The organism is Streptomyces sp. CB02400, from assembly GCF_001905725.1.
GTDB lineage: Bacteria > Actinomycetota > Actinomycetes > Streptomycetales > Streptomycetaceae > Streptomyces > Streptomyces atrovirens.
This window is the reverse complement of record NZ_LIWB01000013.1, coordinates 1-26,141: the sequence shown is the minus strand read 5'-3', so window position 1 is coordinate 26,141 and position 26,141 is coordinate 1. Positions and strand designations below refer to the sequence as shown.

General features: G+C 71.8%; 24 protein-coding genes and 1 pseudogene. 15 read left to right on the top strand and 10 right to left on the bottom strand.

From position 1 onward, the window contains the following. Positions 1–26 precede the first annotated feature (26 nt). On the top strand, positions 27–836 hold the full coding sequence (locus AMK33_RS27245; protein WP_073935615.1) for an endo alpha-1,4 polygalactosaminidase: 810 nt from the start codon (positions 27–29) through the stop codon (positions 834–836). Here AMK33_RS27245 and AMK33_RS27240 read toward each other — a convergent pair. After that, positions 796–1,401: an RDD family protein gene (locus AMK33_RS27240; protein ID WP_073935614.1), complete on the bottom strand. Its 606-nt coding sequence runs from the start codon at positions 1,399–1,401 to the stop codon at positions 796–798. The two genes, AMK33_RS27245 and AMK33_RS27240, sit on opposite strands and share 41 nt — an antisense overlap. Before the next feature lie 264 nt (positions 1,402–1,665). Between AMK33_RS27240 and ctaD the strand changes: the two genes are divergently transcribed. Together ctaD and AMK33_RS27230 are read left to right on the top strand one after the other, a co-directional pair. Then, the gene (gene ctaD / locus AMK33_RS27235) at positions 1,666–3,393 is read left to right on the top strand and encodes an aa3-type cytochrome oxidase subunit I (protein WP_073935613.1); all 1,728 of its coding nucleotides are present in this window, start codon (positions 1,666–1,668) and stop codon (positions 3,391–3,393) included. A gap of 28 nt (positions 3,394–3,421) precedes the next feature. Continuing rightward, on the top strand, positions 3,422–3,763 hold the full coding sequence (locus AMK33_RS27230) for a hypothetical protein (RefSeq protein WP_073935788.1): 342 nt from the start codon (positions 3,422–3,424) through the stop codon (positions 3,761–3,763). Between the two features lie 21 nt (positions 3,764–3,784). On the opposite strand, the gene AMK33_RS27225 is transcribed toward AMK33_RS27230, so the two are convergent. Continuing rightward, a complete protein-coding gene (locus AMK33_RS27225; RefSeq protein WP_073935612.1) occupies positions 3,785–4,579 on the bottom strand; it encodes an adenosylcobinamide-GDP ribazoletransferase in 795 nt (264 codons plus the stop codon). A gap of 60 nt (positions 4,580–4,639) precedes the next feature. On the opposite strand from AMK33_RS27225, the gene AMK33_RS27220 reads away from it, so the two are divergent. Further along, a complete protein-coding gene (locus AMK33_RS27220) occupies positions 4,640–5,401 on the top strand; it encodes a hypothetical protein (RefSeq protein ID WP_073935611.1) in 762 nt (253 codons plus the stop codon). A 28-nt stretch (positions 5,402–5,429) separates the two neighbouring features. Here AMK33_RS27220 and cobT read toward each other — a convergent pair whose 3' ends face one another. Then, positions 5,430–6,488, bottom strand: coding sequence for a nicotinate-nucleotide--dimethylbenzimidazole phosphoribosyltransferase (gene cobT / locus AMK33_RS27215; RefSeq protein ID WP_073935610.1), 1,059 nt, complete (start codon positions 6,486–6,488; stop codon positions 5,430–5,432). A gap of 221 nt (positions 6,489–6,709) precedes the next feature. Here cobT and AMK33_RS27210 point away from each other — a divergent pair, with 221 nt between their 5' ends. Beyond that, complete coding sequence (locus AMK33_RS27210) at positions 6,710–7,795, top strand: class I SAM-dependent methyltransferase (RefSeq protein ID WP_073935609.1); 1,086 nt, start codon at positions 6,710–6,712, stop codon at positions 7,793–7,795. Between the two features lie 34 nt (positions 7,796–7,829). On the opposite strand, the gene AMK33_RS27205 is transcribed toward AMK33_RS27210, so the two are convergent. Then, on the bottom strand, positions 7,830–9,029 hold the full coding sequence (locus tag AMK33_RS27205) for a bifunctional adenosylcobinamide kinase/adenosylcobinamide-phosphate guanylyltransferase (protein ID WP_073935608.1): 1,200 nt from the start codon (positions 9,027–9,029) through the stop codon (positions 7,830–7,832). 84 nt (positions 9,030–9,113) lie between these two features. On the opposite strand from AMK33_RS27205, the gene AMK33_RS27200 reads away from it, so the two are divergent. Continuing rightward, positions 9,114–9,326 carry a hypothetical protein gene (locus tag AMK33_RS27200; RefSeq protein WP_073935607.1) on the top strand — a complete coding sequence of 71 codons (213 nt, stop codon included), beginning with the start codon at positions 9,114–9,116 and terminating at the stop codon, positions 9,324–9,326. A gap of 298 nt (positions 9,327–9,624) precedes the next feature. Here AMK33_RS27200 and AMK33_RS27195 read toward each other — a convergent pair whose 3' ends face one another. Both AMK33_RS27195 and AMK33_RS27190 read right to left on the bottom strand, forming a co-directional pair. Then, a complete protein-coding gene (locus AMK33_RS27195; protein WP_073935606.1) occupies positions 9,625–10,290 on the bottom strand; it encodes a class I SAM-dependent methyltransferase in 666 nt (221 codons plus the stop codon). A 62-nt stretch (positions 10,291–10,352) separates the two neighbouring features. Further along, positions 10,353–10,997, bottom strand: a complete 645-nt coding sequence (locus AMK33_RS27190) for a DUF3043 domain-containing protein (protein WP_073935605.1) — start codon at positions 10,995–10,997, stop codon at positions 10,353–10,355. 262 nt (positions 10,998–11,259) lie between these two features. Between AMK33_RS27190 and AMK33_RS27185 the strand changes: the two genes are divergently transcribed. The 5 genes from AMK33_RS27185 (at position 11,260) to AMK33_RS27165 (ending at position 17,765) form a co-directional block, all read left to right on the top strand. Then, positions 11,260–12,045, top strand: a complete 786-nt coding sequence (locus tag AMK33_RS27185; RefSeq protein ID WP_268817387.1) for a PspA/IM30 family protein — start codon at positions 11,260–11,262, stop codon at positions 12,043–12,045. Positions 12,046–12,065: 20 nt separating this feature from the next. Then, positions 12,066–12,350: a PspA-associated protein PspAA gene (pspAA, locus tag AMK33_RS27180; RefSeq protein ID WP_073935604.1), complete on the top strand. Its 285-nt coding sequence runs from the start codon at positions 12,066–12,068 to the stop codon at positions 12,348–12,350. A 200-nt stretch (positions 12,351–12,550) separates the two neighbouring features. Beyond that, positions 12,551–13,774, top strand: coding sequence for a sensor histidine kinase (locus AMK33_RS27175; RefSeq protein WP_073935603.1), 1,224 nt, complete (start codon positions 12,551–12,553; stop codon positions 13,772–13,774). Between the two features lie 26 nt (positions 13,775–13,800). Continuing rightward, on the top strand, positions 13,801–14,484 hold the full coding sequence (locus tag AMK33_RS27170; RefSeq protein ID WP_073935602.1) for a response regulator: 684 nt from the start codon (positions 13,801–13,803) through the stop codon (positions 14,482–14,484). Between the two features lie 164 nt (positions 14,485–14,648). Beyond that, complete coding sequence (locus AMK33_RS27165) at positions 14,649–17,765, top strand: efflux RND transporter permease subunit (RefSeq protein ID WP_073935601.1); 3,117 nt, start codon at positions 14,649–14,651, stop codon at positions 17,763–17,765. A gap of 86 nt (positions 17,766–17,851) precedes the next feature. On the opposite strand, the gene nadA is transcribed toward AMK33_RS27165, so the two are convergent. Beyond that, positions 17,852–19,036: a quinolinate synthase NadA gene (gene nadA / locus AMK33_RS27160; protein ID WP_073935600.1), complete on the bottom strand. Its 1,185-nt coding sequence runs from the start codon at positions 19,034–19,036 to the stop codon at positions 17,852–17,854. Positions 19,037–19,337: 301 nt separating this feature from the next. Here nadA and erpA point away from each other — a divergent pair, with 301 nt between their 5' ends. Next, a complete protein-coding gene (gene erpA / locus AMK33_RS27155) occupies positions 19,338–19,694 on the top strand; it encodes an iron-sulfur cluster insertion protein ErpA (protein ID WP_073935599.1) in 357 nt (118 codons plus the stop codon). An 85-nt stretch (positions 19,695–19,779) separates the two neighbouring features. Here erpA and AMK33_RS27150 read toward each other — a convergent pair whose 3' ends face one another. Next, complete coding sequence (locus tag AMK33_RS27150; RefSeq protein WP_073935598.1) at positions 19,780–21,537, bottom strand: hypothetical protein; 1,758 nt, start codon at positions 21,535–21,537, stop codon at positions 19,780–19,782. A gap of 162 nt (positions 21,538–21,699) precedes the next feature. After that, entirely contained in the window at positions 21,700–21,921 is a 222-nt protein-coding gene (locus AMK33_RS27145; RefSeq protein ID WP_073935597.1) for a hypothetical protein, read from the bottom strand. A 129-nt stretch (positions 21,922–22,050) separates the two neighbouring features. Here AMK33_RS27145 and AMK33_RS27140 point away from each other — a divergent pair, with 129 nt between their 5' ends. Further along, positions 22,051–23,025: a carbohydrate kinase family protein gene (locus AMK33_RS27140; protein WP_073935596.1), complete on the top strand. Its 975-nt coding sequence runs from the start codon at positions 22,051–22,053 to the stop codon at positions 23,023–23,025. 256 nt (positions 23,026–23,281) lie between these two features. On the opposite strand, the gene AMK33_RS27135 is transcribed toward AMK33_RS27140, so the two are convergent. Beyond that, a complete protein-coding gene (locus AMK33_RS27135; protein WP_268817386.1) occupies positions 23,282–24,667 on the bottom strand; it encodes a cysteine desulfurase/sulfurtransferase TusA family protein in 1,386 nt (461 codons plus the stop codon). A 301-nt stretch (positions 24,668–24,968) separates the two neighbouring features. Here AMK33_RS27135 and ctaC point away from each other — a divergent pair, with 301 nt between their 5' ends. Together ctaC and AMK33_RS27125 are read left to right on the top strand one after the other, a co-directional pair. Continuing rightward, positions 24,969–25,928, top strand: a complete 960-nt coding sequence (gene ctaC / locus AMK33_RS27130) for an aa3-type cytochrome oxidase subunit II (RefSeq protein WP_073935595.1) — start codon at positions 24,969–24,971, stop codon at positions 25,926–25,928. Continuing rightward, positions 25,925–26,141 (top strand): annotated as a pseudogene (locus tag AMK33_RS27125) (cytochrome ubiquinol oxidase subunit I); the annotation flags it as partial. The gene ctaC and the pseudogene AMK33_RS27125, both read left to right, overlap by 4 nt.

Below are 26,141 nucleotides of genomic sequence, written 5' to 3'. Positions count from 1 at the left end.
CCGCCGCCCGTTCTGGAGACCGCCAGGTGAGACGACCCTTCCTCCTTGTTCCGCTGCTCGCCCTGCTGCTGGCGGCCTGTACGGCCGCGCCCGGACCCGGCGCCGACGACGCGGCCGACGCGAAGACACCGGCCGTCGACCGCTGGCAGCCCCGGCCCGGTACCGACTGGCAGTGGCAGCTCAGCGGACGGCTCGACACCTCCGTCGACGTCCCCGTCTACGACATCGACGGCTTCGACCACTCGGAGGAGACGGTCGCGAAGCTGCACGGCGACGGCCGGAAGGTCATCTGTTACCTCTCCACCGGCGCCTGGGAGGACTTCCGCCCGGACGCGGACGACTTCCCCGAGTCGGTGATCGGCCGCGGCAACGGCTGGGAGGGCGAGCGCTGGCTCGACATCCGCCGTACCGACGTACTGGAGCCGCTCATGGCCGAGCGCATCGACATGTGCCGGGAGAAGGGCTTCGACGCGGTGGAGCCGGACAACATGGACGGCTACCGCAACCGCACCGGGTTCCCGCTCACCGCCGACGACCAGCTCCGCTACAACCGGCTGATCGCCCGGATCGCCCACGAGCGCGGTATGGCCGTCGGCCTGAAGAACGACCTCGACCAGATCCCCGAACTGGTCGACGACTTCGACTTCGCGGTCAACGAACAGTGCGCCCAGTACGGCGAGTGCGCCGAACTGACCCCGTTCGTCGAGGCGGACAAGGCCGTCTTCCACGTCGAGTACGAGCTGACCACCGACCGCTTCTGCGCCGACTCCCGGCGGCTGGGGCTGAGTTCCCTGCTCAAAAAGTACGAACTGGACGCATGGCGTCAGGCCTGCTGAGGCCGAGCCCCGTCACCGACGTGCCCGCCACCCGGTCGGCGAGGGAACGGCGGCCGGCGCCCAGCACGGGCAGCGCGTTGACCAGGAACAGGGCCACCGCGACCGCCCACACCAGCACGGACAGCGCGAACCGCCCCTCGATCAGCAGCACACAGGCCACGGCGTACACGGCGACGTCCGCCGTCGTGGTCACCGCCGCCCGGCGCGCCGCCGCGCCGGGCCCGCGGGGCGTGATCCGCAGCCCGGTCAGCCCCTTGCCGAGGGTGCGCCCGATCAGGGCCAGGCACGCCCACTGGTAGAGGAACGTGACGACGACCAGCAGCCCGAAGGCCTGTTCGACGTAGAGCACGGACTTGTTCCACAGTGACAGGCCGAGGTCCTCGGAGGCGTCGACCACGTCACCGCGCGAGGTCAGCAGATCGAAACCGCCGCGCGTGGCGAGTTCGGGCACGTCGGTGACCAGGGTGGATATCCGGTTGAAGGTGAGCACCGCGAGCACCGAGGCCAGCGCCACCACCAGTGCGAAGTCGATGAACCAGGCCACGGCACGACGAAAGGTCGGCATCAACGTCCCCCGTTGTTCTGTCTGTTCGGCGGTTCAGGCTAACGGCGTGGACGGCGGGTCCACAGGGGGCGGGGAGATCGTTTCAGCCCGGTGACAATGGCGGCGGGCGCGGCGGCCACCGTGCCCGCCACCAGCACGGAAATTCGATGTCACCCGATTGCCGAGTGGAAAGCGCGCCACGGTGTCCGACTTCGGGCACGGCCGGGAATCGTCCCGTCATGCTGCCTTCGGAACTCTCCCCGAGCCCATAGGAGGACTTGGACAGTGGCGGACAAGAGCACGGTGGGCTCACTCGACGAGGAGATCTACGAGGACGAGCTGCCGGTACGGCGCCAGAGGCGCGGCTACGTGGTCGTCAAGTGGCTGACGACCACGGACCACAAGACGATCGGCACGCTGTATCTGACGACATCGTTCGGTTTCTTCCTGGTGGGCGGGATCCTGGCGCTGGTGATGCGCGCCGAGCTGGCCCGGCCGGGTCTGCAGATCGTGTCGAACGAGCAGTTCAACCAGGCGTTCACGATGCACGGCACGATCATGCTGCTGATGTTCGCGACGCCGCTGTTCGCCGGTTTCGCGAACTGGATCATGCCGCTGCAGATCGGCGCGCCGGACGTCGCCTTCCCGCGGCTGAACATGTTCGCCTACTGGCTGTACCTGTTCGGCTCGCTGATCGCGGTGGGTGGTTTCCTCACCCCGGACGGGGCGGCCGACTTCGGCTGGTTCGCCTACTCGCCGCTGTCGGACGCGGTCCGCTCGCCGGGCATCGGCGCCGACATGTGGATCATGGGTCTGGCGTTCTCCGGCTTCGGCACCATCCTCGGCTCGGTCAACTTCATCACCACGATCATCTGCATGCGCGCGCCCGGCATGACGATGTTCCGCATGCCGATCTTCACCTGGAACGTGCTGCTGACCGGTGTGCTGGTCCTGCTGGCCTTCCCGGTCCTGGCGGCGGCGCTGTTCGCGCTGGAGGCGGACCGCAAGTTCGGGGCGCACATCTTCGACTCGGCCAACGGCGGGGCGATGCTGTGGCAGCACCTGTTCTGGTTCTTCGGCCATCCCGAGGTGTACATCATCGCGCTGCCGTTCTTCGGCATCGTCAGTGAGGTCATCCCGGTCTTCTCCCGCAAGCCGATGTTCGGCTACATGGGTCTGATCGGTGCGACGATCGCGATCGCGGGTCTGTCGGTGACGGTGTGGGCGCACCACATGTTCCCCACCGGTGCGGTGTTGCTGCCGTTCTTCTCCTTCATGACGTTCCTGATCGCGGTGCCGACGGGTGTGAAGTTCTTCAACTGGATCGGCACCATGTGGAAGGGGTCGTTGAGTTTCGAGACGCCGATGTTGTGGGCGCTGGGCTTCCTCGTCACCTTCCTCTTCGGCGGTCTGACCGGCGTCCTGCTGGCCTCGCCGCCGCTGGACTTCCACGTCACGGACTCGTACTTCGTCGTCGCGCACTTCCACTACGTGGTGTTCGGCACCGTGGTGTTCGCGATGTTCGCCGGATTCCACTTCTGGTGGCCGAAGTTCACCGGCAAGATGCTCGACGAGCGTCTCGGCAAGATCACCTTCTGGACGCTGTTCATCGGCTTCCACGGCACCTTCCTGGTCCAGCACTGGCTGGGCGCCGAGGGCATGCCGCGCCGCTACGCCGACTACCTCGCGGCCGACGGCTTCACCGCCCTGAACACGGTCTCGACGATCGCCTCGTTCCTGTTGGGCATGTCGATGCTGCCGTTCTTCTACAACGTCTGGAAGACGGCCAAGTACGGCAAGCCGGTCGGCGTCGACGACCCGTGGGGCTACGGCCGCTCGCTGGAGTGGGCGACCTCCTGCCCGCCCCCGCGGCACAACTTCACCACCCTGCCCAAGGTTCGCAGTGAGTCCCCGGCGTTCGACCTGCACCACCCGGACATCGCCGCACTGGACGACAGCGAGAACCGCCCCGAGGCCTCCGCGACCGTGGCCCCCGGCGACAAGCAGCGATGAGATCACGGCCCGGAACGTGGAGGAGCGTGTGAACCCCCGCCAGGAGAGCGCCCTCGGCCTGAACCGGCTCGAAGGCCACCTCCTGTGGGCCGCCGAGGTCGAGGAGGCCCGGCGGCAGGCCGGCCGGTTCGCCGGGGAACTGCCGTGGCTGACGACCGCGCAGCGCGAAGAGGTGGAACGCGTGTACCGGGCCGACCGGATCGCCGCCTCCCGGGCCATGCTGGTGCGGATCCGCGACCGGGCGGCCGAGCTGCGCACCGAGTACGAGGCCCGCTACCGGCGGCTGAGGGCGCGTTGCGTCGCCCTGGCGGTCGTGGGGGTGGTGAGCGGCGCGGGCACGGCGATCGCCGCGCTCCTCCTCCGGGAATGACCCCCCGGCTTCGCGGCGGTCTCAGCCCAGTGACATGACGACGAGCGCGGTCGTCGCCGCCGTCTCCGCGAGGCCGCCGAAGACATCGCCCGTGACCCCGCCGAAACGGCGGACACAGTGCCGCAGCAGCAGTTCGGCGACGGCGACGGCCAGGACCACGGCGAGTACGGCGCGCAGGACGTCGTACGCCCCCAGGGGCGCGCCCCCGGCCGCCGCGAGCCCGGCGACCGCGAGCGCGGCGCCCACCGCGCCCGCCACCGGCACCACCCCCGCGACCGCCGCGCCCAGCCCTTCCGGCCGGGCGGGCGGCACACCGGCGCGGGCGGCCAGGGTGAGCGCCAGCCGCGCCACGACCGCCGACACGACGGCGGCGAACGCGCCCCGCGCCCAGCCGTGGCCGTACGCCTGCGTCAGCGCGGCCACCTGGGCCAGCAGCACGAGGACGAGCGTGAGCACCCCGAACGGGCCGATGTCCGACTGCTTCATGATCCGCAGCGCGTCCTCGGCGGGCTTGGCGCTGCCGAGCCCGTCCGCGGTGTCGGCGAGCCCGTCGAGGTGCAGACCGCGGGTCAGGGCGGCCGGTACGGCGACGGTGGCGACGGCGGCGAGCGGCGCGCCCGCGCCGAGGAGCAGCAGCAGGAGCCCCGTGGCGGCGGACAGGGCGCCGACCACCAGGCCGGCCGCCGGGGCGCACAGCATTCCGGCGCGTGCGGCCGGCCGGTCCCAGCGGGTGACCCGGACCGGGAGCACGGTGAGGGTGCCGAAGGCGAAGCGGAGGCCGTCGGCGACGGATGCGGGGGAGGGGGGTGCGGGCACCGGCGCAGATTACCCGGCGGTCACCGGGGCGTCCGTGTCCCCTGTGGATAAAGTGCCCATATGGGACATTGGCTGGATCGGAACATCATCGAGCCGGGCAAGCTTCCGCTGCTCCTCGCGCTCGCCGCCTTCGTCCTCACCTTTGTGATCACCCGGATCATCACCCGTCTGATCCGGGCCGGGAAGGGGCCCTTCGGCAATGTCACGGCGGGTGAACTGCACATCCACCACGTCGTGCCCGGTGTCGTCCTCGCGGTCGTCGGCGGCTTCGGCTCGGTGGCGAGCGGAGGGGACGGGCTGGGCTCCGCCTTCGCCGCGGTGCTGTTCGGTATCGGCGCGGGGCTGGTCCTGGACGAGTTCGCGCTCATCCTGCACCTCGACGACGTGTACTGGACCGAGGCGGGGCGCAAGAGCGTCGAGGCGGTCGTGCTCACCGCCGCGCTGGTCGGGCTGCTGCTGGCGGGGTTCGCGCCGTTCGGTGTCAACGACCTGTCCCAGGAGGAGCTCCAGAACCGCGCGGGTGCCGCCGCGAGCGTGGGGGTGAACTTCCTGTTCGCGCTGATCGCCCTGAGCAAGGGGAAGGCGCGTGTCGCCGTCTTCGGTGTGATCATCCCGGCGGTGGCCGTGATCGGGTCGCTGCGGCTGGCCCGGCCGGGGTCGCTGTGGGCCCGGCGCTTCTACCGTCGCCGGCCGCGTGCCCGCGCCCGCGCGATCCTGCGCGCCTACCACCACGACCGCCGCTGGTCCGGCCCCCGACGGGCCGTCGAAAACTGGCTCGGCGGCACACCGGACCCCACGCCGCGCCCCTTGGAACGGGACTGACCCGAAGTCTTCTTCGCCCCCCGCCCCGTCACTCCGGCGAAGCCGAAACCTCCGGCAGCTCTGCCGCCAGAGCCGCCGCCGCCTGGACCAGGGGCAGCGCCAGCAGACCGCCCGCGCCCTCCCCGACCGTGACACCGTGCGACAGCACAGGGTCCAGCGCCATCCGGTCCAGCGCCTTCGCCTGCCCCGGCTCGCCGCTGTCGTGCGCCGCGAGCCACCAGTCCGGCGCCCGGAACGCCACCCGCTGCGCCACCAGCGCACACGCCGCCGTCACCACACCGTCCAGCACGACCGGCAGCTTCCGCACCGCCGCCTGCAGCAGGAACCCCGTCATCGCGGTCAGGTCGGCCCCGCCGACCGTCCCCAGCAGCTGCAACTGATCACCCAGCACCGGCCGCGCCCGCCGCAACGCGTCCCGGATCGCCGCGCACTTGCGCATCCACGCCAGGTCGTCGATCGCCAGTCCGCCGCGCCCGGTCACCACCGACGCGTCCGTCCCGCACAGCGCGGCCACCAGCACGCCCGCCACCGTGGTCCCGCCCACGCTCACATCGCCGAGCACCACCAGATCCGTACCGGAGTCGGCCTCCTCGTCGGCCACGGCCATCCCCGCGCGGAAGGCCGCCTCCGTCTCCTCCGGGGTCAGCGCGTCCTCGATGTCGATGCGCCCGCTGCCCCGCCGCACCCGGTGGCGCACGACGTCCTCGGGCAGCGATTCCGGGTCGCAGTCCAGGGACATGTCGACCACCCGCACCGGCACGCCCTGCCGCCGGGCGAGCACGGACACCGGACGGCCGCCCTCCAGCACCTCCCGCACCAGTTCCACGGCGCTGCCCGCGGCCCGCGCGGAGACACCCAGCCCGGCGATCCCGTGATCGCCGGCGAACAGCACGACCCGCGGCCGTTCGATCGGCCGCACCGGCACCGCGGACTGCGCCGCCGCCAGCCACTCACCCAGGTCGTCCAGGCGGCCCAGCGATCCGGGCGGCACGATCTGGCGCTCCCGGCGCGCCTCCGCGTCACGGCGCACCCCGCCGTCCGGACGCTCGATCAGATCGGTGAAGTCGTCGAGATTAAGCGAGCTCATTCGCCGAACAGTACCGGCCCCCGTCCGACACGACGGCCCACCGGTCGGCCTCGCGTACGGGGCCTCACCCCCACCACGCCACCCCGGCGCCGTTCCACCCCGTGGCGCCCTCCCATCCGTAACGTTTTGCCGTGGATCGCCGGACATTCGTCTGTCCGTCCCACTCATCCCCGTACGTCGCCCCATCCGAGTGCCGTACGCCCTCACGCCGGGAGCCGCCCATGTCCGCAACCGACCCAGCCCGCGCGATCCCCGCCCCCCACGGCTCCGCCCGGGTGCACGAGCCGCGCCGCGGGGACTGCCCCTGGTGCGGCTCCGCGCGGCTGCGCAACCGGCTGAGAACGGGCGATCTGCGCCGGCACCGGCCGGGCCTGTTCACCGTCGACGAGTGCCGGGACTGCGGCCACACCTTCCAGAACCCCCGCCTCACCGCCGAGGGCCTCGCCTTCTACCGGCGGACCGTGTGCGGCGCTCCCCGCGACCCCGCCACCGAACGCGTCCTCGCCCTGCACGCCGTCCGGCACCGCCACCGGGGCGCGGCCCGCGCGATGCTCCCCTTCGGCGAACCGGAGAGCTGGCTGGACGTCGGCACCGGACTCGCACGCTTCCCGCTGACCGCGCGGGAGTTCTTCCCGTACACCGCCTTCGACGGCACCGACCTCACCGCGCGCGTCGAGCGGGCCCGTACGCTCGGCCGCGTCGAGGAGGCCCACATCGGGCCGCTGACCGACCCGCGGGTCCTGGCCCGGCTGGCCGGCCGCTACGACATCGTCAGCCTGCTGCACCACCTGGAACACACCACCGACCCCCGCGCGGAGCTCCACGCGGCCCTCGACGCCCTGCGCCCCGGCGGCCACCTGCTCATCGAGACCCTGGACCCGCGCTGCGCCTTCGCCACCCTGTTCGGCCGCTGGTGGCTGCCCTACGACCAGCCCCGCCGACCGCACCTGCTGCCCCAGCGCAACCTCCGCGCGGAGCTCGAGAAGCGCGGCTGCGCCATCGTCACCGCCGGGCACCGCGCCGCGCACGTACCGCACGACCTGGCCGGCCTGACCGCCCTGGCCCTCTCCCACGCGCTGCCCGCCCCGGACACCCCCTGGCGTGCCGTCCCGCCGACCCCGTTCCAGCGGCACCTGCGCGCGGTGCTGCTCCGCGCGGGCACCCCGCTGGTGGTCGCGGCGGCGGTGACGGACCTGGCCCTCGCGCCCGTGGTGCGGCACACCCCGTTCGCCAACGCCTACCGGATCATCGCGCGGAAGCCGAAGCCGAAGCCGAAGCCGAAGCCGAAACTGAAACCGAAGCCGTAGCCGAAACCGAAGCCGTAGCACCGCGCCCGAGGGCTCATCCCCGCAGGACGACCGCCTGCCCCGCCACCACCAGCAGCACCTGCTCGCACTCCCGCGCGAACGCCGCGTTCAGCCGCCCGAGTTCGTCCCGGTACCGGCGGCCGGACGCGGTCGCGGGCACGATGCCCGAGCCGACCTCGTTGGACACGGCGACCACCGTCCGCCATGTCCCGCGCACCGCGTCCGTCAGCTCCCGCATCCGGTCCCGCAGCGCCCGCTCCCCGCCGTCCGCCCACTCCGCGTCGTCCCACGCCCCCACGGCGTCCATCGCGTCCGTCAGCCACAGCGACAGACAGTCGATCAGCAGCGGCGGCCCGTCGTCCTTCAGCAGCGGCACCAGATCGCACGTCTCGACGGTCCGCCACGACCCCGGCCGCCGCTCCTGATGCGCCGACACCCGCGCCGCCCACTCCGTGTCCCCGTTGCGCGACCCGCCGGTCGCCACGTACAGCACCTCCGGGAACGACTCCAGCCGCCGCTCCGCCTCCACCGACTTGCCCGAGCGCGCCCCGCCCAGCACCAGCGTCCGCCGCGGTACGTCGGGCACGTCCTCGTAGGCGCCCACCTCCAGGATGGTCCCGTCCGGCACGGCGCGTGCCCCGGCCGCCGCGAGCCGGCGCCGCGACTCCGCGCCCGGCGGCACGTCGTGGTCCAGGTGGACGGCGACGACATCCGTGGCCGGGCCCACCGCCCCCGCCTCCCGCAGCCTCGCCAGCGCGTCCGGCCGCCCCACGACGTCCAGCAGCACCATGGCGTACGGCTCGGCAGGCCTCTCGAGACCGGCCGGCGCCCCGCCCGGCGGCAGGTACAGCAGCCGCTGCCCGTCCGGGCCGGTCACCGCGTACCCGGTGCCGGGCGCGTCCAGCGCCACCGCCCGCACCCGATGCCCCGTCAGCAGCGCCAACTCCCGCCCGTCCGGCACCCGTCCCGGCTGCGGCAGCCCGGCCGGCACCTCGACCGCGGGGCCGTCGTGCGGGTGCGACAGCAGCACCTGGCGCACGCCGCCCAGCGAACGCCCCGCGCGGGCGGCCGCGAACGCGGTGCCCGGCGTGAGGTCGAGCAGCAGCGTCCCGTCCACGAGCAGCGAGGTGGCCGCCCGCGCGTCCGCGCCGAGCGCGGACGCGCACGCGGCGCAGGGACAGTCGGGGCGGGGCAGTCCCGCCGGGGCACCGGTGCCGAGCAGAGTCAGTTCCACGCCCCGATTCTCACCTGCCCCCACGGTGACTGCCCGTCCGACTAGGCTTTAAGTCCGGTGTGATCACACTCTTGGGAGGCGTACATGGCGGCATGGACGTGGCGGTTCGAGAAGGCCGACGGGACGCAGGTCGAGCCCGCGGTGCCGCCGGAGGAGTTCCCCACACAGGGGGATGCCGAGTCCTGGATCGGGGAGCACTGGAAGGCTCTCGCGGAGGGCGGCGCCGACCAGGTGCGGCTGCTGGAGGACACCACGGAGATCTACGGCCCGATGAGCCTCCACGCGGAAGAGGCGTGAACCCGGGGAACTGAGCCGGAGGGCTCGGCTCCCCGCCGCCCGTTCCCAAGGGGCGCTGCCCCTTTGACCCCGGACGCGCGGGTGGGTGGGTGGTTGTTCGCGCGGTTCCCCGCGCCCCTGAAGGGGCGCGGGGCTGTGCCGCTATGCGGCTCCGCCGCGTGGGCGCGAAGGGGGTCTGGGCATATAGGGGCGCGGGGAACTGCGCGAAGGGGGTCTGGGGGCGCAGCCCCCAGGGAGGGACGGGAAGGGGCGGCGGGGGCGAGGAAAGCGCGGCGCCCGCCCGTCCGGTGCCGAGGTCTCAGCCCCGGACCCCGCACAGGTGCAGCAGCGCCGCCACACCCCGGTACGGGTCCGTGCGGCCGGCCCGGTCCTCGAGGGTGAGCAGGGCGTCCAGGTCGTCCGGGACCGCGTCGTCCGCCGCCGTGTCCGTGAAGACCCGTACGCCGTACCAGGTGTGCAGCGGCGCCCCGATCCCCGCGAGCGTCGCCGTCAGCCGCTTCAGCCGGTACGACTCCGTGTCGAAGGCCGCCAGCGCCTCCGCCCAGTCGCCGCGCAGGCCCGCCCGCATCGCCGGCGCGTCGCCGTTGCGCACCAGCAGGGACAGCAGTCCGCCGGGCGCCAGCATCCGGGCCAGCCCCGCCAGCAGCGCGTCCGGCTCCTCGACGTACATGAGCACGTCATGACAGAGCACCACGTCGAAGCTGCCCGGCAGGAAATGCACACCGGTGTCGCCGGCGGCGCCCTCGACGATCCGCATCCGCTCCCGGATGCCCTCCGGTTGCCCGGCGAGGGCCTCCCGCGCGGCGGCGATCATCGCCGCGTCCTGTTCGACGCCGGTCACCTGGTGGCCGGCGCGGGCGAGCCAGAGCGCCTGCGCGCCCCGGCCCATGCCGACGTCGAGCACCCGCAGCCGTCGTCCGACCGCGAAGCGCCCCGCTATCTGTTCCTCCAGCTGGCGGGCCACCAGCTCCTGCCGGACGACGTCACGCAGCCCGGAGAGCCCACTGAGCCCGCTGAGCGTGGCGCTCAGGGCCGCTCCCCGCGCTTGACCTGGGGCTTGGGCAGCCGCAGTCGGCGCATCTGGAGCGAGCGCATCAGCGCGTAGGCCACCGCGCCGCGTCGGCGGTCGTCGGGGAAGCGCTCCGCCAGCCGCTTCTTCAGCCGGAACCCGGTCACGATCGAGTCGAGGACGATCATCACGATCACCACGAGCCACAGCAGCAGCGCGACGTTCTGAAGCTGCGGCACCTGGATCATGCTCATCACCAGGATGATCACGGCCATCGGCAGGAAGTACTCCGCGATGTTGAACCGCGAGTCCACGAAGTCCCGCGCGAACCGGCGCACCGGCCCCTTGTCGCGGGCGGGCAGATAGCGCTCGTCGCCGCTGGCCAGCGCCTGGCGCTGACGCTCCATCGCGGCACGGCGCTCCTCGCGCTGCCGCTTGGCGGCCTCCTTGCGCGTCATCGTCGTATTGGCGACGCTGCGGCGCTGCGACTGGGCCACGCTCCGCTTGGGCGTGGGGCGGCCCTTCGGGGCCTCCGGGTGACGGGTCTGCTTGGAGTCGGTCACCGTCGCCTTGTCGGCGACCGATGCCTTCTCTTCCTTGGCGCGGCTACGGAACACAAAACCCAAGGGTACGGGGTGCCCGGGGTTGGACCCCAGCCCCATGGGGAACGATCCGGCAACACCGGACGTCTCCAATAGGACAGAGGGGGACGTTGTGCGGGCCTCCGGGTGGTCCGGTCGGCCGGCCCCGGGGACCACCTACTCCCTACGCCGGATCGGGAGGGTACTCAGTCGTCCTTGGGGATGAGCGCATCCGTCCCCGAACAGTGCGGTAATGGATGTGGGGCCCGTACTGTGGGTTCTGTCGCAGGTGCTGGAGCTGGAGTCGGTCAGAAGGGGGCGCGCGAAGCCCATGAGCGGTGTCATGAAGCGTATGGGGATGATCTTCCGCGCGAAGGCGAACAAGGCCCTTGACCGGGCCGAGGACCCGCGCGAGACCCTCGATTACTCGTACCAGAAGCAGCTGGAGCTGCTCCAGAAGGTCCGCCGGGGTGTCGCCGACGTGGCCACCTCGCGCAAGCGCCTGGAGCTCCAGCTCAACCAGCTCCAGTCCCAGTCGGGCAAGCTGGAGGACCAGGGCCGCAAGGCGCTCGCGCTCGGCCGCGAGGACCTGGCCCGTGAGGCGCTCTCCCGCCGCGCCGCGCTCCAGCAGCAGGTGACGGACCTGGAGACGCAGCACGCCACGCTGCAGGGCGAGGAGGAGAAGCTCACCCTCGCGGCCCAGCGCCTCCAGGCCAAGGTGGACGCCTTCCGCACCAAGAAGGAGACCATCAAGGCCACGTACACCGCCGCCCAGGCGCAGACCCGGATCGGCGAGGCCTTCTCCGGCATCTCCGAGGAGATGGGCGACGTCGGGATGGCGATCCAGCGGGCCGAGGACAAGACCGCCCAGCTCCAGGCGCGGGCCGGCGCGATCGACGAACTGCTCGCCTCCGGCGCCCTCGACGACCAGTCCGGCATGCACAAGGACGACATCCAGGCCGAGCTGGACCGGCTCTCCGGTGGTACGGATGTAGAGCTGGAACTGCAGCGCATGAAGGCCGAGCTGGCCGGCGGTCCCACGGGTGGACAGCAGGCCATCGAAGGCGGAAACGGCCGGCAGCAGTCTCAGCAGCAGCCGCAGGACACTCCGCGCTTCGACAAGCAGTAGCCCACGCCGAGGAGGGCGACATGATCGTACGGATCATGGGGGAGGGGCAGGTGACGCTGGCCGAGAGCCGGCTCGCCGAGCTGGACAAGCTGGACGAGGAACTGCTCGCCGAGATGGAGAACGGCGACGGGCCGGGCTTCCGCGCGACCTTGAAGGCGCTGCTGGCCAAGGTCCACGAACTCGGCGAGCCCCTGCCGGACGACTCCCTGGAGCCCTCCGACCTGATCCTCCCGTCCCCCGACGCGACGCTCGAGGAGGTCCAGGACCTCCTGAGCGACGACGGCCTGATCCCGGGTACGACATAACTGCGGGCAGCAGCCCCGCGCAACTGCGGGCAATCGTGCCGCAGGGCGGCACGGGTGGGCGGTGGGGGTACCTCCCGCTCGAGCGAAGCCGAGAGTGGGGGAGGCACCCCGCAAACGCCGGGCTGCGCGACCCCACCCGGGCCGGAGCACCCCGGTCGCCATCCGGGCCGGACGCCGGCCCCCGGCTACCGTGAACACCCGTGAGCACCCTGACCCGCGCCCGGTGCCGAGCACGGGCACACCCCTTCGCACTGGACGCGGCCCTCGCCGCAGGCGTCCTCATATGCATGGTCGCCGGCTCCTTCGTCGACCCCCACGGCCCCGAGGGCGTCAAATGGGGCCTGCGCACCCCCGACCCGCTCAGCCTCGTCCTCATGACCCTCGGCGCCGCGGCGCTGGTCTTCCGCCGCCGCGCCCCCCGTACGGTCCTCGCCCTCGCCGGCGGCTTCTCCGTCGCGGAGTCCGTCACCGGCGACCCCCGCGCCCCCGTCGCCATGTGCGCCGTGATCGCGCTCTACACCGTCGCCTCCACCACCGACCGCCCCACCACCTGGCGGATCGGCCTGCTCACCATGACCGTCCTCACCGGAGCCGCGATGGCGGTCGGCCCCCTGCCCTGGTACGCCCAGGAGAACCTGGCGATCTTCGCCTGGACCGGCATCGGCGCCACCGCCGGGGACGCGGTCCGCAGCCGCCGCGCCTTCGTCCAGGCCATCCGGGAACGCGCCGAACGGGCCGAGCGCACCCGCGAGGAGGAGGCCCGCCGCCGGGTCGCCGAGGAGCGCCTGCGCATCGCCCGCGATCTGCACGACGTGGTCGCCCACCACATCGCCCTGGTCAACGTCCAGGCCGGGGTCGCCGCCCATGTCATGGACAAGCGGCCCGACCAGGCCAAGGAGGCCCTCGCCCACGTCCGCGAGGCCAGCCGCTCCGCGCTCGGCGAGCTGCGGGCCACCGTCGGTCTGCTGCGCCAGTCCGGCGACCCGGAGGCCCCCACCGAACCCGCGCCGGGACTGGACCGCCTCGACGAACTCACCGGCACCTTCCGCAGCGCCGGACTGCGCGTCGAGGTCGCCCGTGGTGACGAGGGCGTCGACCTGCCCGCCGCCGTCGACCTGGCCGCGTACCGGATCATCCAGGAGGCCCTGACCAACGTGCAGAAGCACGCAGGCACCGACGCGAGGGCCGAGGTCAGCGTCGTACGCGTCGGACCCCACATCGAGATCACCGTCCTCGACGACGGCACCGGCGAGGACCAGGACCACACCCCCGGCGGCGGGCACGGACTGCTCGGCATGCGCGAACGCGTCACCGCGCTGCGCGGCACCCTCACCACCGGCCCCCGCTACGGCGGCGGTTTCCGCGTCCATGCGATCCTGCCCGTCAAGACCCGTACGTCCGCCGCTCAGGACAGCGGCCCGTGACCACCGATCACCCCGCTGGAGCCCGTATGACGATCCGTGTCCTGCTCGCCGACGACCAGGCACTGCTGCGCAGCGCCTTCCGGGTGCTCGTCGACTCCGAGCCGGACATGGAGGTGGTGGGGGAGGCGGCCGACGGCGCGGAGGCGGTCCGGCTGGCCCGGGAGCAGCGCGCGGACGTCGTCCTCATGGACATCCGGATGCCCGGCACCGACGGACTCGCCGCCACCCGCATGATCAGCGCGGACCCGGAGCTCGCCGGGGTCCGGGTGGTGATCCTGACGACCTTCGAGGTCGACGACTACGTGGTGCAGTCGCTGCGGGCCGGCGCCTCCGGCTTCCTCGGCAAGGGCTCCGAGCCCGAGGAGATGCTGAACGCCATCCGGATCGCCGCCGGGGGAGAGGCCCTGCTGTCCCCGGTGGCCACCAAGGGCCTGATCGCCCGTTTCCTCGCCCAGGAGGGCACGTCCGAGGCCGACCACGACCCGGCCCGCGCCGAGCGGCTCGAGTCGCTCACCGTGCGCGAGCGCGAGGTGCTGGTCCAGGTCGCCGGCGGCCACTCCAACGACGAGATCGCCGAACGCCTGGAGGTCAGCCCGCTCACCGTGAAGACCCACGTCAACCGGGCCATGGCCAAGCTGGGCGCCCGCGACCGGGCCCAGCTGGTGGTCACCGCCTACGAGTCGGGGCTGGTCCGCCCAAGGGTGGAGTGAGCTCCGCGGGGCGTACTGCGGCGGGAGTATGCGCCGTATAAGGGATGGGACCTCGGGGCTACGGATCGGCCCCCGGCGATGGCTCAGGGTGTAGAGCGGGCGCCCACTTGTGCGCGCGCCCGCTTGCCGGACTTCTGCCGCTCCACGGAAAAGAGACCCTGACCATGTCCTGGCTGTCCAGATTCAGCCTCGCGCAACGGGCGCTGATCGGACTGATGTCGATCATCGCGCTCGTCTTCGGGGCGATCGCGATACCCCAGCTCAAACAGCAGCTGCTGCCGACCATCGAACTGCCCATGGTGTCCGTGATCGCCCCGTACCAGGGCGCCTCCCCGGACGTGGTCGAGAAGCAGGTCGTCGAACCCATCGAGGACAGCCTGGAGGCCGTCGACGGCATCTCCGGCGTCACCTCGACGGCGAGCGAGGGCAACGCCGTGATCATGGCGTCCTTCGACTACGGCAACGACACCCAGCAGCTCGTCGCCGACGTCCAGCAGGCCGTCAACCGGGCCGGCGCCCGCCTCCCGGACGACGTCGACCCGCAGGTCGTCGCCGGTTCCACGGACGACATCCCGACCGTCGTCCTCGCCGTCACCTCCGGCCAGGACCAGCAGGCGCTCGCCGACCGGCTCGACCGGACCGTGGTGCCCGAGCTGGAGGGCATCGACGGCGTCGGCCAGGTCACCGTGGACGGCGTGCGCGACGTCCAGGTCACCGTCACCCCCGACGACGCGAAGCTGGCGAAGGCCGGTCTCACCGCCCAGTCGCTGTCGACGGCCCTCCAGGCCGGCGGCGCGACCGTCCCGGCCGGCTCCTTCGACGAGGACGGCGCCAACCGCACCGTCCAGGTCGGCGGCGGCTTCACCTCGCTGAAGCAGATCGAGGACCTGATGGTCGCCGCCGAGTCCGGCAAGGGCGATCCGGTCCGCCTCGGGGACGTCGCCACGGTGAAGGAGGAGGAGGCCAGGGCCGACTCCCTCACCCGCACCAACGGCAAGCCGAGCCTCGCCGTGATGGCGACCATGGACCACGACGGCAGCGCGGTCGCCATCTCGGAGGCCGTCCAGGAGAAGCTGCCCGACCTGCGCGAGGACCTCGGTGACGGGGCCACCCTCACCGTCGTCAGCGACCAGGGCCCGGCGGTCTCCAAGGCCATCGAGGGCCTCACCACCGAGGGCGCGCTCGGTCTGCTCTTCGCGGTCCTGGTGATCCTGGTCTTCCTGGCGTCGGTCCGCTCGACCCTCGTCACGGCGGTCTCCATCCCGCTGTCCGTGGTGCTCGCCCTGATCGTGCTGTGGACGCGCGACCTGTCGCTGAACATGCTGACGCTGGGCGCGCTGACCATCGCCATCGGCCGGGTCGTGGACGACTCCATCGTCGTCCTGGAGAACATCAAGCGGCACCTCGGCTACGGCGAGGAGCGCCAGTCCGCGATCATGAACGCGGTGCGTGAGGTGGCCGGCGCGGTGACGTCCTCGACGCTCACCACGGTCGCCGTGTTCCTGCCGATCGGCCTGGTCGGCGGCATGGTGGGCGAGCTGTTCGGCTCCTTCAGCCTCACCGTCACGGCGGCGCTGCTGGCGTCCCTGCTGGTGTCGCTGACGGTCGTGCCCGTCCTGTCGTACTGGTTCCTGCGGGCCCCGAAGGGCACCCCGGAGGACGCCGAAGAGGCGCGCAGGATCGCCGAGGAGAAGGAGGCCAAGAGCCGCCTCCAGCGCCTCTACGTCCCCGTGCTGCGCTTCGCCACCCGGCGCAGGCTGACCAGCGTGGCCATCGCGGTCGTCGTCCTGATCGCCACGTTCGCCATGGCGCCGCTGCTGAAGACCAACTTCTTCGACGCGGGCGAGCAGCAGGTCCTCACCGTCCGGCAGGAGCTGGAGCCCGGCACCAGCCTGGCCGCGACCGACGACCAGGCGGAGAAGGTCGAGAAGCTGCTCGGCGACACCGAGGGCGTCAAGGACTACCAGGTGACGATCGGCTCGTCCGGTTGGATGGCGGCCTTCGGCGGCGGTACGGACACCAACCAGGCGACGTACCAGGTCATGCTGGAGGACGGCGCGTCCTCCGAGGACGTGCAGGACAGCGTCGAGAAGGGCCTGGAGAAGCTCGACGGCATCGGCACCACCACCATCGCGGCCGGTGACGGCTTCGGCAGCCAGGACCTGAGCGTCGTCGTCAAGGCGGCCGACGCGCAGGCGCTGCGCAAGGCGGCGGACCAGGTCCGCGACGCGGTGGCCTCCCTGGACGACGTCACGGACGTCACCAGCGACCTGGCGCAGAGCGTGCCCCGTATCTCGGTGAAGGCCAACGACAAGGCCGCCGAGGCAGGTTTCAACGACCAGACCCTCGGTGGGGCCGTCGCCCAGGCGGTGCGCGGCACCCCGGCGGCCAAGGCCGTCCTGGACGACACCGAGCGTGACGTCGTCGTCCGTTCGGCGAAGCCGGCCACCACCGTGGACGAGCTGAGGAACCTGCGCCTGGGCGCGGTGAAGCTGGGCGACATCGCCACCGTCGAGGTGGTGGACGGCCCCGTCTCCATGACCCGGATCGACGGTCAGCGCTCGGCCACCGTCACCGCGAAGCCGACCGGTGACAACACCGGCGCCGTGGGCATGGACCTCCAGAAGAAGATCGACGAGCTGACGCTGCCCGCGGGCGCGACGGCGGAGATCGGCGGCGTGACCGAGGACCAGGACGAGGCGTTCCTCAACCTGGCCCTGGCGATGCTGGCCGCGATCGCGATCGTCTTCATGCTGCTGGTCGGCACCTTCCGGTCGCTCGCCCAGCCGCTGATCCTGCTGGTGTCCATCCCGTTCGCGGCGACCGGCGCCATCGGCCTGCTGCTGGTCACCGGCACCCCGATGGGTGTCCCGGCGATGATCGGCATGCTGATGCTGATCGGCATCGTGGTCACCAACGCGATCGTGCTGATCGACCTGATCAACCAGTACCGCAAGCAGGGCTACGGCGTCGTCGAGGCCGTGCTGGAGGGGGGCCGCCACCGTCTGCGGCCGATCCTGATGACGGCCCTGGCGACCATCTTCGCCCTGCTCCCGATGGCACTGGGCGTCACCGGCGAGGGCGGCTTCATCGCCCAGCCGCTGGCGGTCGTGGTGATCGGCGGTCTGATCACGTCGACCCTGCTCACCCTGCTGCTGGTCCCGACGCTCTACGCGATGCTGGAGCTCCGCAAGGAGCGGCGCGCGAAGAAGCGGGCGGCGAAGAAGGGTGTCTCCGCGCAGGGGGAGGCCCCCCAGGAGCCGAAGCCGGTCCAGGTCTGACGTTCGTCCGTACGACGAGTCCGACGACCGTCCGTACGACGAAGGGGCGCCCCGTGATCTCACGGGGCGCCCCTTCGCGTGTGGCCCTACGGCAGCGCCAGCATCCGCTCCAGCGCCAGCTTCGCGAACGCCTCCGTCTCCTTGTCCACCTCGATGCGGTTGACCAGGTTGCCCTCGGCGAGGGACTCCAGGGCCCACACCAGGTGGGGGAGGTCGATGCGGTTCATGGTCGAGCAGAAGCAGACCGTCTTGTCGAGGAAGACGATCTCCTTGCCCTCGGACGCGAAACGGTTCGCCAGGCGGCGGACCAGGTTCAGCTCGGTGCCGATGGCCCACTTGGAGCCGGCCGGGGCCGCCTCCAGCGTCTTGATGATGTACTCGGTCGAGCCGACGTAGTCCGCGGCGGCGACGACCTCGTGCCTGCACTCCGGGTGGACCAGGACGTTCACGCCGGGGATGCGCTCGCGCACGTCGTCGACCGAGTCCAGGCTGAACCGGCCGTGCACCGAGCAGTGGCCGCGCCACAGGATCATCTTCGCGGCGCGCAGCTCGTCCGCCGTCAGCCCGCCGTTCGGCTTGTGCGGGTTGTAGACGACGCAGTCCTCCAGGGACATGCCCATGTCGCGGACGGCGGTGTTCCGGCCCAGGTGCTGGTCCGGGAGGAAGAGCACCTTCTCGCCCTGCTCGAAGGCCCAGTCCAGGGCCCGCCGGGCGTTGGAGGAGGTGCAGATGGTGCCGCCGTGCTTGCCGGTGAAGGCCTTGATGTCGGCGGAGGAGTTCATGTACGAGACGGGGACGACCTGCTCGGCTATCCCGGCCTCGGTCAGCACGTCCCAGCACTCGGCGACCTGCTCGGCGGTGGCCATGTCGGCCATGGAGCAGCCGGCCGCGAGGTCGGGCAGGACCACCTTCTGGTCGTCGCCGGTGAGGATGTCCGCCGACTCGGCCATGAAGTGCACACCGCAGAAGACGATGTACTCGGCCTGCGGGCGGGCGGCGGCGTCGCGGGCCAGCTTGAAGGAGTCGCCCGTGACGTCGGCGAACTGGATGACCTCGTCGCGCTGGTAGTGGTGGCCGAGCACGAAGACCTTGTCCCCGAGCTTCTCCTTGGCGGCGCGGGCGCGCTCCACCAGGTCCGGGTCGGACGGGGAGGGGAGGTCGCCGGGACACTCCACACCGCGCTCGCTCTTCGGGTCGGCCTCACGGCCGAGGAGCAGCAGGGCGAGGGGCGTCGGCTGTACGTCGAGCTCCTGGGTCTGGGCGGTGGTCACGACACGCACCCTTTCTGTTCTGGCGACTACTTCTCGTCCGACTTCTCGTCGAAATGACGCTATCTATCATAACCGGTTCACGTCACTTTGACGACGGGCCATAGCGTCCATGTGACGGGAATCCCTAGGGGCGCCGATCCATTCCCGGAAGGGCCCACAAGGGCCGGTTTCCGCTTCGTACGGCGTGTGCGAGCATGAGGAGGGAGGCGAGGAAGACACGCGCCCGGCCCGGAATGAATCCGCGGTCCCGCCGGTTGCAACCGTCGGCAAGCAGTCTCCGTACAACCCGGGAGAGATGTAGATGTCCGTATCGGACGAGACCACCACCGTCACCGACGGCATCGTCCTGACCGACGCCGCCGCGTCCAAGGTCAAGGCCCTGCTCGACCAGGAAGGCCGTGACGACCTCGCCCTGCGCGTCGCCGTCCAGCCCGGCGGCTGCTCCGGCCTGCGCTACCAGCTCTTCTTCGACGAGCGCTCGCTCGACGGCGACGTGGTGAAGGACTTCGACGGTGTGAAGGTCGTCACCGACCGCATGAGCGCCCCGTACCTGGGCGGCGCCACCGTCGACTTCGTCGACACCATCGAGAAGCAGGGCTTCACGATCGACAACCCCAACGCCACCGGCTCCTGCGCCTGCGGCGACTCCTTCAGCTGAGCCGGGTCCGTCCCAGGCAGCGCATGACGAAGGCGGCGGCCCCCTCGGAGGGGGCCGCCGCCTTCGCGCTCTCCTCCTCCCGGAGCTACCGGGTGGGCGGCGCCGGCAGCCGGGCGCCGTCCTTCCAGAGCGGAACCGGTTCGCCGTCCGTGCCCACGACCTCGCGGTCACCGAGCGGCGCGTCCAGCCGCACCGTCTGCTGGTACTGCTTGGCGATCAGGATGCACACCTTGTCCGGCCAGGGCGTCTCGGTCACCCGCACCGTCACCCGGCCGCCGTTCTCGCTCGCCGTCGCCTCGTAGTCGGCGCACACGCCGCCGGTGAAGGTCACGGTCAGCTCGTCGCCCTCGGCGGTGTAGCCCTGGACGTCGACATCACGGGTGGACGGTGCCGCGGTCGGCTCGTCGCCGGGCTCCGTGGGCCGCGGGCTCGCCTCCCCGGACCCGGACTCCGTCCGCGGGGCGAGGAACTCCGGATCGACCGCCGGATACGTCACCGTGAAGGTGCCCTCCGCCCCCTGGGGCCGTACCTCGAACAGCCAGGACGGCACGAGCGCCGGCCGCCCGTCCACGGAGTGCGAGGCCAGCCCGAACACCGCGTCGCCGACCGTCACGGTGTCGCCGGCCGGCTTCGTCGCCGGAGCGCACGGCTCCCGCTGCTCCCGCTGCCCGTCCTCCAGCGGTACGGGACTGGCGCAGCCGCCGATCTCCGCGCGCTGCCCGGAACCCGGCGCCGCGTTCAGCAGCTTCAGCGCGTCGGCGGCGCTCACCACGGGGTAGGTGTCCCCCTTCACCGGCTCCGCGAGCCGGCCGTTGCCGCCGACCACCTCGCCCTTGGCGCCGACGACCACACCGGTCGTCCAGCCGTAGGTCGGCAGCCCGCCGACCTCGGGGTCGGCGTTCACCACGCGCTTGCCGCCCATGATCTGGCCCGCGTCGAGCTTCGCGTCGTCCTGGCCCACCGCCTTCAGCACGGGCGCGGCGGCCTTCCTCGCGACGGACTCGCTCACGACCGGACCGCCCGTGGACGGGGCCGAGCACGTCGCGCCCTTGCAGTTGTCGGTGCCCGGGTTGTTCCGGCTGAACGTCCAGGAGCCGGGAGCCTCCCGGTCCACCCGCAGCGTGGGCCCGGAACCGTCCTTGCCGCCGATCCGCCAGGACCCGCCCTCCGCGACCGGCTCCCCCTCCAGCCCCAGGGCCTTCGCCAGCGCGACCACCCGCTCCTCGGTGACCTGCCCCCGGACGCGGTACACCGGCGCCGAACCGGGACCCTCCGGGAGCGAACCGTCGGCGCGGTAGACGACGCCGTAGGGGTTGGGCTCGCCGGGGGCGATCCCGTTCGTGGCGCCCTCGGAGTGACCGTCCAGGTCGAGCGGCGGGGGAGTGGCGTCACCGTTCACCCCCGGAGTCGTACCGCCCCCGGAACCACCGGAGGCACCGGAGGCACCGGAGGCGAGATAGGCCCCGCCGCCTCCGACCAGCAGCACGGCGGCGGCGACGGAGGCGATCAGCAGGGACGGACGCCGCCGTCCCGCCGCCGACTCGTCGGCGTGCCCCTCCCGGGAGGGCGGGCCGCCGGCACGGTGCTCCCCGACGACGGTCTCATCCGCGCCGGACTTCGGCTCGTCCTCCGGGGCCGCGCCCGGGGCCTCCCCGGCGGGGGCGCCGGTGGTGGCGGCTTCCGCCTTCCCGGCATCGGCATCGGGTGCGCCGTCGGCCGGTCGTGCCGTACCGGGCTCGGAGGCGTCCGTCTCCCCGCCGTGGCCCGAAGCGCCCCCGGAGTCGGGCGCGCCACCCGGGGCGGTGCGCGCCTCGTCGTCGTTGTCGGGTCGCTCGGTGTTCACCGCATCGCTCCTTCGGCTGCGCGACTGTCCCGGAAGGACCCTTCCCGGTCGTGCCGGGACTGCTCGTGGGTCGTATCCCGCATCCCCTTTACGGGGGACAGCGATGGGACGCAGCGGGGGAGCGCGCGGTTCCCCGAGGGCGCCGAACCGGCCGGCGCCGGCTCAGTCGCCGTACTCGGCCATCGCGTCCAGCAGCCGCGCCGAGCCGGGCGGCACGGTCACGCCGTGGATCGAGGACGGGGAGACCGGCCGGGCGGTCACCCGGTTGGGCACCGCCCAGTGGGGGACCATCCGGGCGCAGTCGCCGCGCAGCGACGCCAGGCCGCCTTCGAGGTCCGCCGGGGCGGGGGGAGGGGCGGGGGTATGGGCCCTGGGGTTCGTCATATCGGCACCGTATGCACGGAGAAGGTCACGAAGAAAGATCTACTATCGGGTAGTTTCGGCCGCTTCTACGGGACCTCCCCAACCGGTAGCGTGAAGTGTCAAACCGCCTCCCTCAGGAGAATCCACGCCGTGCGCATCGCAGTCACCGGCTCCATCGCCACCGACCACCTCATGACCTTCCCCGGGCGTTTCGCCGACCAGTTCGTCGCGGACCAGCTGCACACGGTCTCGCTGTCGTTCCTGGTCGACCAGCTCGACGTACGCCGGGGAGGCGTCGCCGCGAACATCGCCTTCGGCATGGGCCAGCTCGGCACCCGGCCGATCCTGGTCGGCGCGGCCGGCTCCGACTTCGCCGAGTACCGCGCCTGGCTGGACCGGCACGGCGTCGACACCGACTCGGTGCGCATCTCCGAGACCCTGCACACCGCCCGCTTCGTGTGCACCACGGACGCCGACCACAACCAGATCGGCTCCTTCTACACGGGCGCGATGAGCGAGGCCCGGCTGATCGAGCTGAAGACCGTAGCCGACCGCGTGGGCGGCCTCGACCTGGTCTCCATCGGCGCGGACGACCCGGAGGGCATGCTCCGGCACACCGAGGAGTGCCGCTCCCGGGGCATCCCGTTCGCCGCCGACTTCTCCCAGCAGATCGCCCGGATGGACGGCGAGGAGATCCGGATACTGCTGGACGGGGCGACCTACCTCTTCTCCAACGAGTACGAGAAGGGGCTCATCGAGACGAAGACCGGCTGGAGCGACGCGGAGATCCTCGGCAAGGTGGGCCACCGTGTCACCACCCTCGGTGCGAGGGGTGTCCGCATCGAGCGGGCCGGCGAGGAGACGATCGAGGTCGGGTGCCCGGACGAGGAGCGCAAGGCGGATCCGACGGGCGTCGGCGATGCGTTTCGGGCGGGGTTCCTGTCGGGGCTGGCGTGGGGGGTTTCGCTGGAGCGGGCGGCGCAGGTCGGTTGCATGCTGGCGACTCTCGTCATCGAGACGGTGGGTACGCAGGAGTACCAGTTGCGGCGGGGGCACTTCATGGAGCGCTTCACCAAGGCGTACGGGGATGAGGCGGCGGAGGAGGTTCGGGGGCATCTGAGCTGAGTCGTCGGGTGCGGGTGCGTGGGGGCTGGTCGCGCAGTTCCCCGCGCCCCTTAAAGGTGCGCAGTTCCCCGCGCCCCTGAAGGTGCGCAGTTCCCCGCGCCCCTGAAAAGACGCGCCGTTCCCTCGCGCTCCCTGTTAAAGATGCGCGGTTCCCCGCGCCCCCCAAAAAACGCGCAGTTCCCCGCGCCCCTGATGGCGTGCTGCTCCCCCTGCGCCTGAGGTGCGCGGTTCCTCGCGCCCCCGAGAAGACGGGTGTTCAGCTCGTTCGGCGGATCACGTAAGCCGTTCCTCGGGATGTTGGTTCTTCGCCGGCGTACTCCTGGCCGCGCATCTCGCACCAGGCCGGGATGTCCAGGCGGGCCGCCTCGTCGTCGGCGAGGACGCGGATCGTGCCGCCCAGGGGGACGTCTCCGATGACCTTGGCCAGTTCGATGACCGGGATCGGGCAGCGCCGGCCCAGGGCGTCCACCACCAGGGCCTCGTCCTTCTCCTCCGTCGGGACGGGGCCGGTGGACACCGGCGCGCCGAGCTTCTCCCTCACCCCCGACACCACCTCCGGCAGGACGGACAGGAAGCGCTCGACGTCCTCCTCCCGCGTCCCCGACGGCAGCGAGACCCGGATGTTGCCCTCGCTGAGCACGCCCATCGCCCGCAGCACATGGCTCGGCGTCAGCGTGCTGCTCGTGCAGGACGACCCGGACGACACGGAGAAGCCGGCCCGGTCCAGCTCGTGCAGCAATGTCTCCCCGTCGACGTAGAGACAGGAGAAGGTGACGATCCCCGGCAGCCGCCGCTCCGGATCCCCGACCACCTCCACGTCCCGCACCAGCCCCGGCACCCGCGCCCGGATCCGCTCCGTCAGTTCCCGCAGCCGTACCGCCTCCTCGGCGGCCTCCGCCCGCACCGCCCGCAGCGAAGCCGCCGCCGCCACGATCGCCGGCAGGTTCTCGAACCCGGCCGCCCGCCCCGACTCCCGCTCGTCCCGCGGCCCCTGGGGAGCGAACCGCACCCCTTTCCGTACGACGAGCAGCCCGGCCCCCGACGGACCGCCCCACTTGTGGGCGCTCGCCGCGAGCAGCGACCAGTCGCCCTCCACCGGCCCCCACCCCAGCGACTGGGCCGCGTCCACCAGCAGCGGTACCCCCGCCGCCCGGCACACCTCGGCGACCTCGGCCACCGGCTGCACGGTCCCCACCTCGTGGTTGGCCGACTGCAGACAGGCCAGCGCGGTGTCCGGCCGCAGGGCGTCCGCGTACCCGGACGGGCTCACGGCCCCCGTGCGCTCCACCGCGACCTCGCTGACCGATCCTCCGCCGGCCTGGTGAACTTCCGCCGCATGGAGCACAGAAGAGTGTTCGACCGCTGACACGATCAGGTGGCCTCCGACGCGCCGCCGCCCGGCCAGCGCCCCCGCGATCCCGGAGTGCACCGCCCGCGTGCCGGACGACGTGAACACCAACTCGTCCGCCCGGCACCCCACCGCCTCCGCGACCGCCTCCCGCGCCGCGTCCAACAGCAACCGGGCCCGCCGCCCCTCCCGGTACAACCGCACCGGATCCGCCCACCCCTCATCAAGAGAGGCCATCAGGGCCTGCCGGGCAACGGGGTGAAGGGGGGCGGCGGAAGCAGCATCGAAGTACACACTCCAACGCTAAGCGCCCCGAAGGGGCGCGGGGCTGTTTTCCGTGTGCGGCTCCGCCGCGTGGGCGCGACCAGCCACGGCGGGGCGGCAGCCGCGAGACACCCTGTACCCCCGGATGATGAGGCGCTCGGTGTAACCCGCGGCGCGTACGGCACCCCTCCTCGCGACCCCCCGGAGGGCGTCGGCTAGGGTTTGGTCCGCATAAACATCCAAACCCCTGCCCGACGCAGGGCGGCGACCGACCAGCGAGAAGGCAGGCCGCAGCCAATCCGCGCGGGCGAGACTCTCGGGAAGGCGCTACGTGAGTCCCAACGGCTCCGACCGCTCGCCGCGGCGCCCGATGCGGCGGAAGCTGCTGCAGGCACTGACCGCGGGCCTGGTCCTGGCGACCGCCACCGGTTGCACATGGGAGGACTTCCCCCGCCTTGGTATGCCCACCCCCACCACGGAAGAGGCTCCGCGGATCCTCTCCCTGTGGCAGGGATCCTGGGCCGCCGCGCTCGTCGTCGGCGTGCTGGTGTGGGGCCTGATCCTGTGGAGTGCTTTCTTCCACCGGCGCAGCCGCACCAAGGTGGAGGTTCCTCCGCAGACCCGGTACAACATGCCCATCGAGGCGCTGTACACGGTGGTTCCGCTCATCATCGTCTCGGTGTTCTTCTATTTCACCGCGCGTGACGAATCCGAGCTGATGAGGCTCGAGAAGAGTCCCGACGTCACGGTCAACGTGGTCGGCTTCCAGTGGAGCTGGTGCTTCAACTACGTCGAGAACGTCGACGGTTCCACGGGTGACGCCAAGAAGGCCAAGGAACTCGACGCGATTCCGGACCGCTACAAGGACGCTTTCCCGGCCGACGCCGGCGGTGTCTACGACTGCGGTACCCCCGGTACGCGGAACCCGCAGACCAACAACCCGGGCCCCACCCTGTGGCTGCCCGAGGGCAAGCGGGTCCGCTTCGTGCTGACCTCGCGCGACGTCATCCACTCCTTCTGGGTGGTGCCGTTCCTGATGAAGCAGGACGTCATCCCGGGCCACACCAACGCCTTCGAGGTGACCCCCAACCGTGAGGGCACCTTCCTCGGCAAGTGCGCCGAGCTGTGCGGCGTCGACCACTCCCGGATGCTGTTCAACGTGAAGGTCGTCTCCCCCGAGCGCTACGAGCAGCACCTCAAGGACCTCGCGAAGAAGGGGCAGACCGGTTACGTTCCCGCCGGCATCGCGCAGACGAGCCACGAGAAGAACCGGGAGACGAACAACCTGTGAGCATCCTCAACGAACCCCAGGGTGCCGCCGCCGCAGCTGAGGACTCGTACGAGAACGAGCTGCCGGTACGGCGCAAGAGTCCCGGCAATGTCGTGGTGAAGTGGCTGACGACCACGGACCACAAGACGATCGGCACGCTGTATCTGGTGACGTCGTTCGTGTTCTTCATCATCGGTGGCGTGATGGCCCTAGTGATGCGCGCCGAGCTGGCCC